This is a genomic window from Arcticibacter sp. MXS-1, assembly GCF_041902385.1.
Taxonomy (GTDB): Bacteria; Bacteroidota; Bacteroidia; order Sphingobacteriales; family Sphingobacteriaceae; genus Arcticibacter.
In genome coordinates, this window is sequence record NZ_CP169244.1 from 4,289,897 (window position 1) to 4,304,494 (window position 14,598).

Annotated in this window: 13 protein-coding genes and 1 pseudogene; 11 read left to right on the forward strand and 3 right to left on the reverse strand. The window is 47.3% G+C overall.

Annotated features, from left to right (window positions below):
• Positions 1-129: 129 nt before the first annotated feature.
• Positions 130-1,044: a pirin family protein gene (locus ACES2C_RS18575; protein ID WP_374164553.1), complete on the reverse strand. Its 915-nt coding sequence runs from the start codon at positions 1,042-1,044 to the stop codon at positions 130-132.
• Positions 1,045-1,567: 523 nt separating this feature from the next.
• Between ACES2C_RS18575 and ACES2C_RS18580 the strand changes: the two are divergent.
• A pseudogene (locus ACES2C_RS18580) lies at positions 1,568-2,022 on the forward strand (C40 family peptidase).
• A 67-nt stretch (positions 2,023-2,089) separates the two neighbouring features.
• Here the strand turns inward: ACES2C_RS18580 and ACES2C_RS18585 are convergent.
• Positions 2,090-3,397 (reverse strand): sulfite exporter TauE/SafE family protein, encoded by a 1,308-nt coding sequence (locus ACES2C_RS18585; protein ID WP_374164554.1) that lies wholly within the window; start codon positions 3,395-3,397, stop codon positions 2,090-2,092.
• A 225-nt stretch (positions 3,398-3,622) separates the two neighbouring features.
• On the opposite strand from ACES2C_RS18585, the gene ACES2C_RS18590 reads away from it, so the two are divergent.
• The 10 genes from ACES2C_RS18590 (at position 3,623) to ACES2C_RS18635 (ending at position 12,789) form a co-directional block, all read left to right on the forward strand.
• Positions 3,623-4,222: a peroxiredoxin family protein gene (locus ACES2C_RS18590; RefSeq protein ID WP_374164555.1), complete on the forward strand. Its 600-nt coding sequence runs from the start codon at positions 3,623-3,625 to the stop codon at positions 4,220-4,222.
• A gap of 81 nt (positions 4,223-4,303) precedes the next feature.
• The gene (locus tag ACES2C_RS18595) at positions 4,304-5,098 is read left to right on the forward strand and encodes an alpha/beta fold hydrolase (protein ID WP_374164556.1); all 795 of its coding nucleotides are present in this window, start codon (positions 4,304-4,306) and stop codon (positions 5,096-5,098) included.
• A 478-nt stretch (positions 5,099-5,576) separates the two neighbouring features.
• Positions 5,577-5,915, forward strand: coding sequence for a hypothetical protein (locus tag ACES2C_RS18600; RefSeq protein WP_374164557.1), 339 nt, complete (start codon positions 5,577-5,579; stop codon positions 5,913-5,915).
• An 88-nt stretch (positions 5,916-6,003) separates the two neighbouring features.
• A complete protein-coding gene (locus tag ACES2C_RS18605; RefSeq protein WP_374164558.1) occupies positions 6,004-8,322 on the forward strand; it encodes a TonB-dependent receptor in 2,319 nt (772 codons plus the stop codon).
• Between the two features lie 38 nt (positions 8,323-8,360).
• Positions 8,361-9,002 (forward strand): hypothetical protein, encoded by a 642-nt coding sequence (locus ACES2C_RS18610; protein ID WP_374164559.1) that lies wholly within the window; start codon positions 8,361-8,363, stop codon positions 9,000-9,002.
• Positions 9,003-9,429: 427 nt separating this feature from the next.
• A complete protein-coding gene (locus ACES2C_RS18615; RefSeq protein WP_374164560.1) occupies positions 9,430-9,975 on the forward strand; it encodes a hypothetical protein in 546 nt (181 codons plus the stop codon).
• Between the two features lie 251 nt (positions 9,976-10,226).
• On the forward strand, positions 10,227-10,709 hold the full coding sequence (locus ACES2C_RS18620; protein WP_374164561.1) for a DinB family protein: 483 nt from the start codon (positions 10,227-10,229) through the stop codon (positions 10,707-10,709).
• 656 nt (positions 10,710-11,365) lie between these two features.
• The gene (locus ACES2C_RS18625) at positions 11,366-11,656 is read left to right on the forward strand and encodes a CDP-alcohol phosphatidyltransferase family protein (protein WP_374164562.1); all 291 of its coding nucleotides are present in this window, start codon (positions 11,366-11,368) and stop codon (positions 11,654-11,656) included.
• A 170-nt stretch (positions 11,657-11,826) separates the two neighbouring features.
• The gene (locus ACES2C_RS18630; RefSeq protein WP_374164563.1) at positions 11,827-11,970 is read left to right on the forward strand and encodes a hypothetical protein; all 144 of its coding nucleotides are present in this window, start codon (positions 11,827-11,829) and stop codon (positions 11,968-11,970) included.
• A gap of 378 nt (positions 11,971-12,348) precedes the next feature.
• Positions 12,349-12,789 (forward strand): acyl-CoA thioesterase, encoded by a 441-nt coding sequence (locus ACES2C_RS18635; RefSeq protein ID WP_374166987.1) that lies wholly within the window; start codon positions 12,349-12,351, stop codon positions 12,787-12,789.
• Positions 12,790-12,916: 127 nt separating this feature from the next.
• Here the strand turns inward: ACES2C_RS18635 and ade are convergent, their stop codons facing one another.
• Positions 12,917-14,569, reverse strand: coding sequence for an adenine deaminase (ade, locus tag ACES2C_RS18640; RefSeq protein WP_374164564.1), 1,653 nt, complete (start codon positions 14,567-14,569; stop codon positions 12,917-12,919).
• Positions 14,570-14,598 lie beyond the last annotated feature (29 nt).

The following is a 14,598-nucleotide window of genomic DNA, read 5'->3' on the forward strand; positions in this document are numbered from 1 at the left end:
GGTTGTTTGTGTCTTATTGGGAGACTAGCTACAGCTCCGCTTCGTTACATAGGCTAAAACAATGGCGCCGGCATATACCGGTCTTGCCTTGCAGATACGGGGCCGGCTCTGCTTAATCCTTAAATGTTGTCAGGACAAAGCTTCGGGAGGAGGACCGCCTGAAGGACGCGACTTATCGTCAGGAAGGGGAATAAACTCGGTATTGTCTGTGGGGGGAAGCAGAATCCTTCCCTCCTTCCAGTCGGCCTTTGCCTGATCAATGCGTTCCTTTCTGGAAGAGACAAAGTTCCACCAAATGTAACGCTCGCCGACAGGTTCGCCACCGAGCAGCATTAGGACAGCGTGCTCCAGGGCAATAATGATGGGGTCGACACCTTTGGTAAACACAAGCATTTGTCCGGCCTGATAACGGAGACCGCGCATCTCGACTGTTCCCTTTACAACGTATATCGCCCGCTCAGCATGCTCGGGAGGGAGACCGAAACGTGCGTCTTTCTGCAGAATGACATGAAGATAGAACAGCGGGGAGTGAGTCTTAACGTCATTTCTCAGTCCGAAAGCATTGCCGGCGATAAGACGCATCCACACGCCGTCCTCAGTAAAAACAGGTAACTCTTCAGACTGGTAGTTATTGAAAGAGGGCACTGATTCTTCATCCTTTTCGGGCAAGGCCACCCAGGTTTGTATCATTTCAAGTGCACCTCCGGCCAGTGCCGCAGGATCTTCAAATCTTTCAGAATGTGCTATCCCGCTTCCGGCAGTCATCCAGTTTACTTCACCGGGCCTTATGACCTGCTCCACGCCCAGGCTGTCGCGGTGTGTTACTTGTCCCCCGAAAAGATAACTCACTGTAGAAAGCCCGATATGGGGATGGGGTAACACGTCGATGGAGGGAACAGCAGAAGGCTGATAGTCAACCGGACCTGCGTGGTCCATAAAAATGAAGGGACCCACCATACGACGAAGACGAAATGGAAGAATTCGTTTGACGTCCATTCCCGGCGCAATTGATGCCTTTCTGGCTTCTATGACGATGTCAAGCATAAGGAGTGTTTTAAGAGATAGATTCGTTCTCTCAAATGTATCTGACCAAAAGGACATTTACAAACTCTTCCTTCCGATATCACGAAAAGAAACAGAAGTGGGCAGCCATGCGGAGAACACTTAAAAATGGTATTCAGTAATTCTACTGATGTGATAAGAAGGTGTACGGCTTAGGTTTGTAATCAGCAATATAGGTACAAAGGGGATTTCTAAGCTGTTAAAAATGAGTACAAATACAAAGACATGGGTCCTGCTTTTTATAATTCAGCTTGTCACCACGCAATGCGGCCTTGCACAGGGGATATGGGGGCGATTAAGGCAAAAGGCAGAGCAGATTGGCGAACGGGTAATTGATCAAAAGACGAGTGAGATATTAAGACCTAAAGAAAGAAGAAAAGCGATAGAAAAGACATCGGAACAGGAAGCAGAGGTTTTCCCCCCAGTTGCCAGACCATCCCCTCCGGAAGAAAAAGACCCGGACGTGCCGTCCTACACCCCTGCGCCTGCGACCAAAAACATCACGATGACCCAAACCGATACGCTTGTTAATGGAACGGACACGGTCTATCGTTTCAATACCCAGTCGGTCAGGTCAAAGGATTTTGTGGCCTATGCCCTCACACTGAAGGGAACAAGATACGTATATGGTTCCTCTGACCCGCTTTATGGCTTCGATTGCTCCGGCTTTATCACACATGTGTTTAACCATTTCAACATATCAGTACCGCGAAGGACAGTAGACTTTAAAAATGCTGAAAAAAAGTAACTCTCAGAGAGGCGCGACCTGGCGACATCATCTTATTTACCGGATACGAGCATCAAAGCCGACAGCCAGGACATATGGGGATAGTGACAACGAGCGGCAAAGAAATCGAGTTTATACATGCCGCGTCAGGAAAAACAAATGCAGTCACCACATCACTCCTGAGCAACTCCTATTTCAGGCAACGTTTCCTCGCCGTTGTGCGTGTATTCTGAGGTGCTGCATCTGCAGTTATTCGTCTGATACAGCACGTACCGTGGCGCTACACTAAAGCCTGCTTATTCACAACACTCCCGTAGCCTTCAGAATAATTCTTAAACTCGACAAGATGACCAGTACGCCAACCCCTACAAGCATCGTTCTGGTTTTGAGCTTTCCTGTAAGTTTCGCTGCCAGAGGGGCTGCGAGTACCCCTCCTATTATCAGTCCTGCAATGGTTTCAATATGACTGGTTCCGAGGACAATAAAAAACGTAAGCGCACTGCCCAGAGTAACGAAGAACTCTGTAAGGCTTACCGTTCCGATGATGTACCTTGGCGTCTTTCCTTTTGAGATGAGCGTGCTGGTAACGAGAGGCCCCCATCCGCCTCCACCGAAGGAGTCAAGAAAGCCGCCCGCACCTGCCAGCCATCCCGCATGTCTCACCTTACGCGACTCACTTTTCTTCTTGAAAGCATTTAGCAGGATCCGCAGTCCCAGCAACAGGGTGTAGACAGACAAGGCAGGGCGCAGCCATTTTCCATACTCTTCGCCCAGATAAGATAGCAATAAAGCCCCTGCAACAGCGCCTAGAATGCCTGGGATAAGCAAGGTTCTGAAGAGCTTCTTGTTGATGTTCCCAAACCGGTAATGACTAAAGCCAGATGCTCCGCTGGAGAACATTTCGGCAGTGTGAATACTGCCACTAATTGCAGCAGGATTTAGACCGGTTGATAATAGCATGGTCGTTGAAATCACTCCATATCCCATTCCCAAAGCTCCATCCACGAGTTGGGCAACGAAACCAGCCAGCAGCATCAGCCCGAAGGACGCATCGAGATCAAGGTTGACAGCAAATGTCTGTAAAGCAAAGAGCAGATGTTTAAGAGGGTAATAAGAGGCAATAACACTGCCGAGCAGAATAAATCCGAGGGCAAAAATACACCGGCTGGCAATCTTCCTCCAGTACCTCTCCTCGCGAAGTACTGCGTTGCCCGGTTTACTGGTGCCGTCATGCCTGCTTATCAGCGAGACCACCACATCGTGCTCTCTGCCCATCTGTAATATGGTCTTTGTTAACCGCTCGTCCTCATCTTTTAAAAGAACAAGGTCATATCCCGAGATGAGCTCGCCATCAACAGGCCCTTCTACTGTTCCCCAGTCCGGGTTTATTGTGTCAATTCTTTGCAGGCTGTCGTCAGTTTGCCTTAACAATATGTCGGCATAGAATTCTGTCTTCTTATTTTTAAGGGAAGTAACTGTCTTTACTGCCTCTGAATAAGGCCCTACTATTAAAACCCTTAGTCCCCTGTAGTCCGTATGGCCTTTACCGTTGGGCTGTACCACCTTGCCCGCATACTTCAATTGCTCCTGAATTTGTGTCTCCTGCATCTTTTTCAAAAATATAAAAATATTTTAGTCTACCGGTTTTGTAGATTAAATTTATTTTACTACGTTTGTCTTAATGAAAAATGGGAACACACATACTCCTCAAGCTGCACATCGCATGATGTGTTGTTCCCGAATGTGTAGCTGCTTCTGCTGCTAACATTAGCGCCGGTACCGGCATTCTCTCTATTATTCAGTCATTTTTTTCATATATCAGTAAGCAAGACCATGTTATCTTTAATCAGCACTCAGCATTTACGCAGCTTTCAGGGATTATCTTTCCAGACAACAAACTTTGATTCTCCGCAGCCCGCCTCGCCTTTAAAGGAAGGAGATTTTGCACCAGAGTTTTCATTTTCACCCTCGGAATGGGTGGGAATAAGACCAGGCAGGGATATTTCCCTGGCGGAACTCCACGAGCAGCCCTTGCTGATTTTGTTCTACTCAACAAAATGGGGCACAGCAGGAACAGCACTTCTGCATTCTTTTGAACGACTACAAAGCAGGCTGGCAGGAGTCGCCAATGTTATAATACTGAGTGCAGAGCCTGCAAAAGAGCTCTATAAGGCCGTAGGTAATTTAGCGCTCTCCCTTAACTTTTACTACGATAAAGATCAACAGCTTGCTGCGAGCTTCGGCGTCTTCTCAGAGGAGCGACCTGCATGGAAACTCTTCTCCGGCCTTGACGAAAACACTCCCCTTCTGTCTGCCTACGCAATCAGACCTAATGGGCAGATCAGCTATTCGAGCATAGAAGGACTCCGAGGAGAGTTCGAAGAGGAGGACGCCTTGACTGCTGTTGCAGGAAAGGCTGCAATTGCTTCTTAAACGACCACCGGGACAAATTCTCCATAATCAAGAGCTAGCCTGTGCCTGCATGGCAGGCATGGGTATAGCTATCTTTCTGCCATGCATCTGAACTTACCAGCTACTCCCAGACATACTCACCGCGCCAGTGAAACCGAGACCAGGACAGATCTCGTTATTCTCAGCGAACCTTTCAGCAGTCTCTTGCCAGCATCGTTACTGAAACCGCTTTTTGCTAAGTATACGGTGCACCTGCCCCCATTCCAGCCTCCCCCAGCCGGTGAGGATGAACCTATGCAGGAGAGCGTTTTTCAGCTTCAAAAGTTTCTCGAAACAAAGCAAATAACTAAGCCTGTGTTGGTGGGATGTTCCCTCGGAACGAAGCTCGCTATCAATTATGCGCTGAAACATCCCGTTGATGTCGCATCTCTTGTTCTCTCTGCAAGTGCTTACTCGCAAGAAAAGACAATTCTGCCAGGCCTGACCAAAGTGAGCACCTACCAGCAAGTCCGGGAGTCACTCTCTCAGTTCTTCTATAATGAGAAGATATTGAAACGCACCTTTGTAGAGAAAATACACAGATCGCTTCAGAAGCATACAGAAGAACGGATGGGCCTGACTCATCACAGGAATGGGAAGTCTGCCGATTTTAAGAATATGCCTGTAAAAAACCTGGCAATGCCAGTGTTGCTTTTATGGGGACTTCAGGACAAGATAACACCTCCGCATATTGCTCATCGGCTTTACGAGCAGATGCCGAAATCAAGAATCTGCCTTATCAATGAATGCGGGCACTTCCCCATGGTGGAGCAACCCGTGGCCTTCGTTGCTCATCTAATTGAATTCATAGAACACTATGCGCCGCTCCGTTATAAGAGCACGGCATCCGGACTTTGATATGCGAACCTCTTTAATCGTCGATTACACTTGTCAAGAGGTGTGCCTTCAGATAGGGCAGAATGAAGTGCCACGGTCTCTATAGCATCCCGAAGCTGAGCAACCGTGAAAGCACAACCTTAACCACGGCATACTAAATCTTCTGCAGCGATGCCAGCCACTCCTGCCTTTACTGCCAGGAAACTAAGGATCGTGAGCCAATGAAGAGAGGCGGAAAAAATTTCCCTTCGGGAATCTCCGGTTCGTAAATCCCACCAGCAAACGATCCTCCAGGGTAACAAAACCTGCAGGACAAACGATCTTGATAAAGCGGCATGGACGTAAACCTGTGCTGTTATCCTGGGAGGATTGATTTCATTAGCGTGTATGGTCTTTCTGGCAAAATCTGCAAAATAGAGTCGGATTATAGAGCCCGGTAACACTTTTGTTATTTTTTTCTTCCGCTTTTTTATGCAACTTTGCTGCAAGTTAAAAACAAATGGTAAAGTTAAACGGCTTCTTCCGTCTTGTTGCTGGCGTCACGCTCCTTGCATTCTGTTCGATGCAGGGTCTGCTTGCTATGCACCATCACGAGGTACCGGATAACAGGATAACTGCTAAGCACGGCATCACCGGTACAGCAGTCGAGAAAGCTGACGTAAAATGTCAGATTTGCGACTTTATTACCGGTCATCAGCAGAAACACGCGCATTTCTGTCACCAGCCGGAACTTCCTTTAAAAACATCTCTGCCTCACCAGCCAGGCGCTGACCGGCCCATTGGACTGGGCTTGAAGGCCGTCCTCTCCTGGACCAATAAGGGTCCACCCTCTTGCTAAATTCAAGTAAACACTAAGCGTTTCTCATCAGAAAACGCGCATTTTGTTATGGCCTCAGGGCCACAACCATTCCCTTCATTTTTCTTATATGTTATTAAAAAGGCTACTATTTCTATTAGCCGTCTCTTGCCTTGCTATGCCTTCCTGGGCTCAGTCAGCAAAAGATGGCTGCGCAATTACGTTGAGCGGAAAAATTATTGACAGTGATTCAGGCGAACCTCTTCCCGCCTCTACGGTCACCCTTAGTCCTCAACTAAAGAGGCTAATTTCAGATGAGCGGGGATCCTTCTCGTTTGGCCTGCTTTGCGCGGGCACCTACACCTTGGAGGTGCAGACGGTGGGATATACCCCGTATAAGAAACAACTGGTCTTAAGCAAGGGTCAAAGTCTTACAGTCCGCCTCCATCAACAGGACGTTGCCCTTGGGGAAGTAGAGATCAGTGGGCATAGGTCCGCGTCCGCCAGTCCTAATACAGCCGCAAGTATAAGTGGCAGGGAGCTCGACATGACGAAGGGCGGAACACTGGCAGCATCAATTCAGAGCATTCCAGGCGTCAATATGCTGCAAACAGGCGCTACCATTGCCAAGCCAGTTATACATGGCTTGCACTCAAACCGGATCTTAATCTTAAACAACGGCATTCGTCAGGAAGGGCAGCAATGGGGCTCTGAACATGCACCTGAAATAGATCCTTTCATTGCTAAAAACATCACAGTAGTTAAAGGTTCCGAAGCAATCAGGTACGGAGCAGATGCCCTGGGCGGTGTTGTTCTGGTGGAACCACCCGCATTGCCTTCTTCTCCTCCTCTGCATGTAGAGCTTAATGCGGCAGGATCAAGTAACGGACGTGGTATTGCAGGTTCAGCAACGCTGTCTGGCGGAATAACAAAGTGGAAAGGCTTTGGATGGCGTCTGCAGGGAACTACCAAAAAGGCAGGAAATGTCAGGTCAGCCGACTATTACCTCGATAATACCGGAGTAAAAGAGATAAATTACTCTGCTGCCGCAGGATATACGTCTACTAAAATGAGCGTGGAAGGCTATTTCAGTCACTTCAATACAAAACTGGGAATTCTCAAAGACTCACATATCGGGAACGTAAATGATCTGATTACGCGCATCAGCTTCGGGCGCCCCTTCTTTGACGTTCCCTTTTCATACGGCATCGATGCTCCTATGCAAAAGATCAGACACGATCTGTTCAAGCTCAAAGGACATCTTCACCTTGCCGACGGCACAAACCTGAACGCTACTTACGGCTTTCAATTTGACAATCGCGAAGAATATGATCAAAGACGCGTACTCACAGGTAAGCCGACGCTTGACATGCACCTCAGCACACACACGCTCGATCTCAATATAGAAAAGCTGAATGAGCAGGGATGGAAAAGAATAACGGGAATCAGCCTTGTCAACCAGGTTAACAACAGCGTACAGGGAACCGGCGTTACGCCGCTTATTCCTAACTACGACAGCTTTGGTGCAGGGGCTTACGCTATTGTAAGGCACATTAAGAATGAGCGGGAGTTAGAAGCAGGACTCCGCTATGAGTATAAGTATCTCGACGCACTTGGATACAACCGCGACAAAGAGCTTTATGGCGGAACCCATCATTTCAATAACCTCTCTGCCTCGCTTGGCGGCGTCTGGCACTTCGGGCCTAAATGGCATCTGCGCTCCAACCTTGGGCTGGCATGGCGTCCGCCTGCTGTCAGCGAGCTATACAGCAACGGACTTCACCATGGTACCGTTTCATACGAAATAGGAGATGCAAACTTAAAAGCAGAAAGGTCCTATAAGTGGCTTAACAGCATCGAATATCAGACGGAAAAGTTAAGCTTTGAACTCGACGGATATATCAACCACATCGAACATTACATCTACCTGAAGCCCTCGTTAAGCTACTTCGAAAATATCAGAGGTGCTTTCCCGGTCTACAACTATACACAGACCAACGCGCGTCTTATAGGAGCGGATCTCAATTTAACATACCATCTCACTCCTTATATCGAGTACGGGCTAAAGGGCTCCGTGATAAGAGCCCGCGATGTAAGTAATAATGCCTATCTGCCTTGGATCCCTTCAGATCGTGTCAGGAACTCTGTAAAACTGACTCTTCCGGAGAAGAAGACCTTCAGTGGCAGCTTCCTTGAATTCGGCTACCGCTTCACTGCCCGGCAAGACAGGTATGAGCCAGAGAGCGACTACGCCTCCCCTCCTCCTGCTTATCATCTGTTTGATGCTTCTGTCGGAACAGAATGGAAGACCAGAACAAACAGTCTGCTGGTCAGCTTAACAGCCGAGAACCTGACAAACCGGCTTTACAAGGAATATCTGAACCGCTTCAGGTATTTCGCGCACGACCTCGGACGAAATGTAACCTTCAGGGCAACCTGGAGATTTTAAAAGCAATTAATTAATGTTTAACATAAAATCCAGAAATCATGACTAAAATCTATCGTTTTGCAATCGCCGCATTGTTCCTTGGAACAGCTCTCTCATTCAGTTCCTGCAGCAAAGATGATCCGGAACCAGAAGTTGAAATGGAAGAACCAGATGCTGCTGTACTAACCTTTACTAAGCTCGACGCCAGCGGCAAAGAGACTGCCGATAAAGTTACCGTTAACTTCGAACTGGGAGACCATGACCATGCTCACACTGCATCAGCCACAACTTCTGAAGAAAATGATCATGGACACTCGCACGCGCACATCCACCTTGACGCCAAAGCAAGTTACCGTCTTACGGTAAACATGTATCGTGACGAGAAGGTCATTAATGACGAGTTTATGCAGGCTGCACACTTACACCAATTCTTTTATACTCCAAAGAATGAAGCAGGAGCCATTGAGTCGGGCTTTATCAACTACACTTACGAAGATAAAGACAAGAACAACCGCAACATCGGCCTTAAGGGAAAGTTTGATGTTTTAAGAGCTGGTTCAGCAGATGTACAGGTGATCCTCAGCCACGGTCTTGACAAGTCAAAAGTAGCCCAGAACGTGTGGATGTATCCAGGTCTTGCCAGTATTGGTGGTGACACTGACATGGATCAGACCTTTGAACTTCATGTCCTTGCTGACTAGAAGAAACGACACACGCAATCGCACTGACATGCCGCTTACTGCCATTTTTACGTAGCTGGCAGAATTAATACGCATACACGAACAAGTATAAATCTGGCACGATCATTGATATTATTTTGACAGGTTTATAATTGGTTAGTTTGAGCACCTGCCCATCAGGTGCTTTCTTTTTTAAGGGTATCGTGATACACATCTCGGATACGAGCCTTTTGAGAAGCGTTCAAGTATCAAACGGAAAAGTTGGGGAGATTAATAATTAAGCATAAGGCAATTGTTGAATGCCATTACTGAGCAAACACAACGTCAGGCATTCGGAGAATGAAAATCATTATGCTTTTTACAAAATACGCACTCACCCTTCAATTAAATAACATTTTCGGCAACAATCCTCTTTATCATTCGTAAAAGCATAACATAATATTACTTTATGAAAAAGAATAACACACAAACACCTCTTGCTACTGCAAAAAAACACTGGATCGTTTACATCGCTCCAACCCTCATCACCATTGCCGGACTAGCTTTAATGACAAGCAACAATGTCACTTATGAAGGCAGCGGAGCTTTTCTGGCACTCGTTGGACTTGGTTGGATCCTGAAGAAAGCAAATGAGAAGTGGTATCTTACCGAGAGTCACCTCGTAATGGAAAAGGGAATTCTACCATGGTCAAAAAAGTCGGTAGAAGTGCCGGTAAAAGAACTATACAAGACAGAATATGAGCCTGTCAGGATTAAAAAGCCGCTCCCGATGGGTACTATCAGTACCAGAAGGCGTGCGGACAACTGCGCAGGCTTTCGCAGCAGCTTCATGGCTTATCCCGAAAGATTTTCTCAGCAAGTAGAATATCATCTTAAAAGACAGCCTGAACACTCGCTTAACCAGTTGTTCGAACTGAAGGAAAAAGGCGCTATCAGCGAACACGAGTTCAACATCATGAAACTCGGCCACGTCACTAAAATGTATTTATCCTAAAAGGATAAGAGTCAAAAAGAGGCCGTTCCAAAGGGATTTGAGAACAGCAAATGGCAGACTCCTTTCCGTGAAAGGCGGTTACCTGCATAAAATCTTTGACGAGACTTGAAATTAACATCATAAACAAAAAAAGAGGCTGAACTCCCGAAGAGTGCCAGCCTCTTTCTTTTTTACAGAGATTAGTTTTCCTGCTGACACACTGCTGTCACTTGCCACCACTAGGTTTGCATTACCAAACAAAATTTAAGACAATGGAAACACTAACAGCAGCAATCATCAGTCCCGAAGAACTTTTAAAGCATTGGCAGGGCCACCGCGCACTTACCCGCCGCGTCATTGAAGCATTTCCCGAGAAAGAGCTCTTCGAATTCTCTATCGGCGGTATGCGTCCCTTCCTGAACATGGTACAGGAAATGCTTGCCATCGCCGGCCCCGGATTAAAGGAAATTGTCACTGGTGAAACTCAGCCCTACGAAGAGAAAAAGAATGAGTTCAAGACCAAGGCAGAGGTATTGGCAAAATGGGATGCAGAGACGGAGGTGATCAACAGCTACTTCGCGCAACTTTCTCCCGAGAAGTTTCATGAAATGAACAACCTCTTCGGCCAGTACAACTTCCCCGTCATCCAGAACTTAATGTACTTCATCGACAACGAAATTCACCACCGGGCACAGGGCTACGTCTATCTGCGCGCACTCGGAATCACGCCTCCTCCCTTCTGGGAAAGGTACTAAGGGTCTTAAAGCAAGGAATCTCTATGTCAAAAAGTGACCATAGCTTCTTTATTACCTACACTACCTGGTAAACTATTTGTCCTTTTGCGAGCCGATCCAATCCTACAGGATCGTCGTTGAGGCGTCGCATCATTATTAAGAAAGGAGGCTGTATCGTATTAAGTTCAGCCTCTTTTCTTTGATATTATTGCAGTAATTGTTCTTAAAATTGCAGTTGGCTTAATAATCCGCCAGCAGAACTGACACCTCCGGCAGCATGTTTTGCCAGCTGCGTCTTTAGTACATCTTAGACTATCGACGCAAGAACGGTAACACAAGAGAACAGATTTCGAACCCTTGAAAAAGAAGCCATAGCAGACATATAGGCAGGCAAAAAGATGATCCGCAGCGACGAGGCAACTTGCACCTATTAATACTTTTCCGAAGGTCAGCTTTAATAAAACTCCTTTTAGCGGTTGCCAAAAGGCTCTGTACCATTCTGCCCCCCTTCTTCTGCTAACGAATGGGTTTATAAACCATACGCCCTTTTCATTAAATCCACAAGGAACCCTGCGGAAAGAGACTATCCTCAGCCAGTAGATGAATCGCCCAACATACCGTGTAACTTGTAGTGCTCCCGCCGTATCTGTACCTTTACATTCTGACCTTACTCAACAATGCTAAAAAAGATACCTTTATTCTTAATCCTCTTCCGTCTGCTTGCAGGATTTTTAATCATTATCCTGGCTTTCTTACAGCCCCTGCATTTTCGGGCTATACTGCTTGTCCTTCTCGCGACCGGACTCCTTTCAGATATCCTGGACGGGATTATTGCGCGCAGCCTCGGAGTGTCAGGTGAAATGCTCAGACGTCTTGATTCATCAGCCGACCAGGTCTTCTGGCTCTGCAGACTGGGTGCCTGCTACATCTGCTGCCCTTCTTTTTTTCAGACAACTGGCTGTCCTTAACAATCGTCCTTGCCCTCGAAGCCTGTACTTATATCCTTTCATATATCCGCTTCCGCAAGGAAGTCGCTACACATGCCATCCTTTCTAAGATATGGACTTTAACCATCCTGGCTGTCATGGTACAGCTCTTCCTTTCGTGCCAGTCTTCCTGGATATTCACAACGTGCATTATGCTTGGTATTGTCTCCCGAATAGAGAACCTCGCCATCCTGCTGTTGCTCAAAAGCTGGGAGAGCGATATACCATCAGTCGTTCATGCCCTGCAAAGGCGCAGAGGAAAAGACATCAAAAGGAATAAGCTTTTTAACGGATAAAAAGGTAGTCATCCAAATCCCACAGCTAAAGCACAGGTACTAAAAGATGTCGGTTCATAGGTACCACGTACTGCAACTTGTTTGCCCAAACAACGTACAACTTTCGATCTCAAAACTTCCTCTACTCTTCTTCCCTTATCTCTTCTGTCACCCAGCGGGCTAACCTATTCCTTTTCAGCAATCAAGACGCTTTGAGACATCCTCGTCCATCACAGTTAACCCACCTATCACCCTATAATTTTACAACTTACCACTCAAAACTCACCACTGACCACTCACAAGTCACCACCTACAACTTACAACTCACCACCTACAACTTATAACTCACCACTTACAACTCAATACTTATCGCGATCCCCTTTCCGATAGTCTGATTAAATCGCCAAATTTGCAGGCGATGACTACAGAAAAAAATACAGCCGTTTTACAACAGAGTTTAAAGTAAGGCCCGACGATATAGACATGTTTAACCATGTCCACAACAGCAAGTACTTCGATTACGTTCTGGCAGCCCGTTACGAGCAAATGGAAGAGTTCTACGGCATGCCCATGGAAGACTTCCTAAAGCAAGGCTATGGCTGGGTAGTAAAGACTGCATATGTCGACTATAAGAGGCCCCTCACCCTTGGCGACGCATTCCTGGTAGAGACAGGCATTGCCGAGCTTCACGAAAGAGGTTGCCGCGTCGAATTCAAGCTGAACAATAAGAAGACCGGAAAGCTATGCTGCGACGGCTGGTTCGACTATGTCCTCATCGACACTAAGACGGGCCGCAGCGCCAAAATAACCGATGAGATGCTTGAGAAATATTCGGTTTAAAGGCGTTTTTACTTTTATACCTATCAGCCTCTCAGGAAGACAGAGAGGCTGCCATCAAAAGGTGCTTTTGATTAGCCCCTATTCCGGCTGAGGAAGGTAAAGCGGTACGATCAAAAAGGGCTTTTACTTAGCCTCTATCGGCCTGGAGGAAGGCAAATCGGCCCCCATCAAAAAGGCCCTTGTCGCTCAGTTTCAGCTCCGGAATCACCAGCAATGCCATAAAAGACAGACTCATGTAGGGCGAAGCAAGGGTTGAACCGAGAGCCCTAGCCCCCGCATCAAGTTCGCTATACTTCCGCGCTACTTCATATCCATCCTGATTGGACATGAGCCCTGCTACCGGAAGAGCTAAAAGACGCTCTTCTGCACCATCAACCAGCGAAACGCCCCCCTTACTCTCTATCACCAGGTTCACAGCACGGCAAAGATCATCATCGTTTGCACCAACAGCAATGATATTATGGCTGTCGTGCGCTATAGAGGAAGCAAGAGCACCTCGTTTCAGTCCGAAATTCGTAATAAATGCGCAGGCTACCGGAGCATCATGATAACGGTTTATTACCGCTATTTTAAGAATGTCTCGGGGTACATCACAGGCAATGATGCCCTCTTCCAGTCGTGGTGTTTCCCATCTCTTATCGGTCACCAGCTGACCATCTGTCAACGCTATCACCGGAATCATCCCTTCCTGAGCCGGAAAGGCAGAAGCTTGTACCACAAAGTCGACAGCCGTTCTCGGTCTGCAGTTAAACCGGTTGACAGGCTCAAGCCTTTCCTCCTGCAGACTGATCAGGGAGCGTCCTCCTTCGGCCACCAGCTCTCCGTCAATATAAGTTCGCAGGACATTAAACGAGTGCAAATCCTCCGCAACAATGAAGTCCGCCGGGTCGCCTTGCTGCAATACGCCGACCTGAAGCCCATAATGCTCAACCGGGTTCACACACGCCATTTGCAGCACCTTAAATACATCGGCACCCGCGGCCACCGCTCTTGCACATAGCTGATTGATATGGCCCTGTACCAGATTATCGGGATGCTTATCGTCGCTGCAGAACATCATGTTCTCATAATGCTCGTTGATCAGATGAACAAGTGCATCAAAGTTTCTTGCCGCACTTCCTTCCCTGATCTGTACCTTCATGCCGTACTTGAGCTTATCCAGGGCTTCAGCAGCCGTGAAGCACTCATGATCGGTACTGATACCCGCTTCGATATACCGTTTTACAGCTTCTCCTGTCAAACCCGGAGCATGCCCATCCACAGGCTTCCCGTACCTTTTTGCCGCTGCGATCTTCTTAAGCAGCTCTACATCACCGTTCAGCACACCGGGGAAGTTCATGACCTCTGTAAGATACGCCACTTCAGGCCTGGCAAGCAGGACCTCAACATCCGTTGACCTGAGCTCCGCTCCCGAAGTCTCAAAAGTGGTAGCCGGAACACAGGAAGGAGCTCCGAAACAGAATTTAAAGGGAACCGTTTGACCGTTATTGATCATAAAATCTACGCCCTCCATTCCGCACACATTGGCTATCTCATGAGGGTCGCTCACCGTCCCCACCGTGCCGTGAACAACAGCAAGCCTGGCAAACTGCGAGGGCACAAGCATGGAGCTTTCCACATGAACATGTGCATCAACAAAGCCGGGCAGAATAAAATGATCCTTTTCAACCGATTCAACCCGCTCAACTGAATAGATAACTCCATCCCGAACTTCCACGCAGGCAGGGTAAATTTCCCTTCTCCTGATGTCCACAAACTGACCTGTAATAGAAAAACGCATTTAGCAGTAAAGATAAGGAATACTCATAT

Excerpts from the sequence above, each read along its gene's own strand:
- ACES2C_RS18575 (WP_374164553.1), bottom strand. The coding sequence starts at position 1,044 with ATGCTTGACATCGTCATAGAAGCCAGAAAGGCATCAATTGCGCCGGGA.
- ACES2C_RS18585 (WP_374164554.1), bottom strand. The coding sequence starts at position 3,397 with ATGCAGGAGACACAAATTCAGGAGCAATTGAAGTATGCGGGCAAGGTG.
- ACES2C_RS18590 (WP_374164555.1), top strand. The coding sequence starts at position 3,623 with ATGTTATCTTTAATCAGCACTCAGCATTTACGCAGCTTTCAGGGATTA.
- ACES2C_RS18595 (WP_374164556.1), top strand. The coding sequence starts at position 4,304 with ATGCATCTGAACTTACCAGCTACTCCCAGACATACTCACCGCGCCAGT.
- ACES2C_RS18600 (WP_374164557.1), top strand. The coding sequence starts at position 5,577 with ATGGTAAAGTTAAACGGCTTCTTCCGTCTTGTTGCTGGCGTCACGCTC.
- ACES2C_RS18605 (WP_374164558.1), top strand. The coding sequence starts at position 6,004 with ATGTTATTAAAAAGGCTACTATTTCTATTAGCCGTCTCTTGCCTTGCT.
- ACES2C_RS18610 (WP_374164559.1), top strand. The coding sequence starts at position 8,361 with ATGACTAAAATCTATCGTTTTGCAATCGCCGCATTGTTCCTTGGAACA.
- ACES2C_RS18615 (WP_374164560.1), top strand. The coding sequence starts at position 9,430 with ATGAAAAAGAATAACACACAAACACCTCTTGCTACTGCAAAAAAACAC.
- ACES2C_RS18620 (WP_374164561.1), top strand. The coding sequence starts at position 10,227 with ATGGAAACACTAACAGCAGCAATCATCAGTCCCGAAGAACTTTTAAAG.
- ACES2C_RS18625 (WP_374164562.1), top strand. The coding sequence starts at position 11,366 with ATGCTAAAAAAGATACCTTTATTCTTAATCCTCTTCCGTCTGCTTGCA.
- ACES2C_RS18630 (WP_374164563.1), top strand. The coding sequence starts at position 11,827 with ATGCTTGGTATTGTCTCCCGAATAGAGAACCTCGCCATCCTGCTGTTG.
- ade (WP_374164564.1), bottom strand. The coding sequence starts at position 14,569 with ATGCGTTTTTCTATTACAGGTCAGTTTGTGGACATCAGGAGAAGGGAA.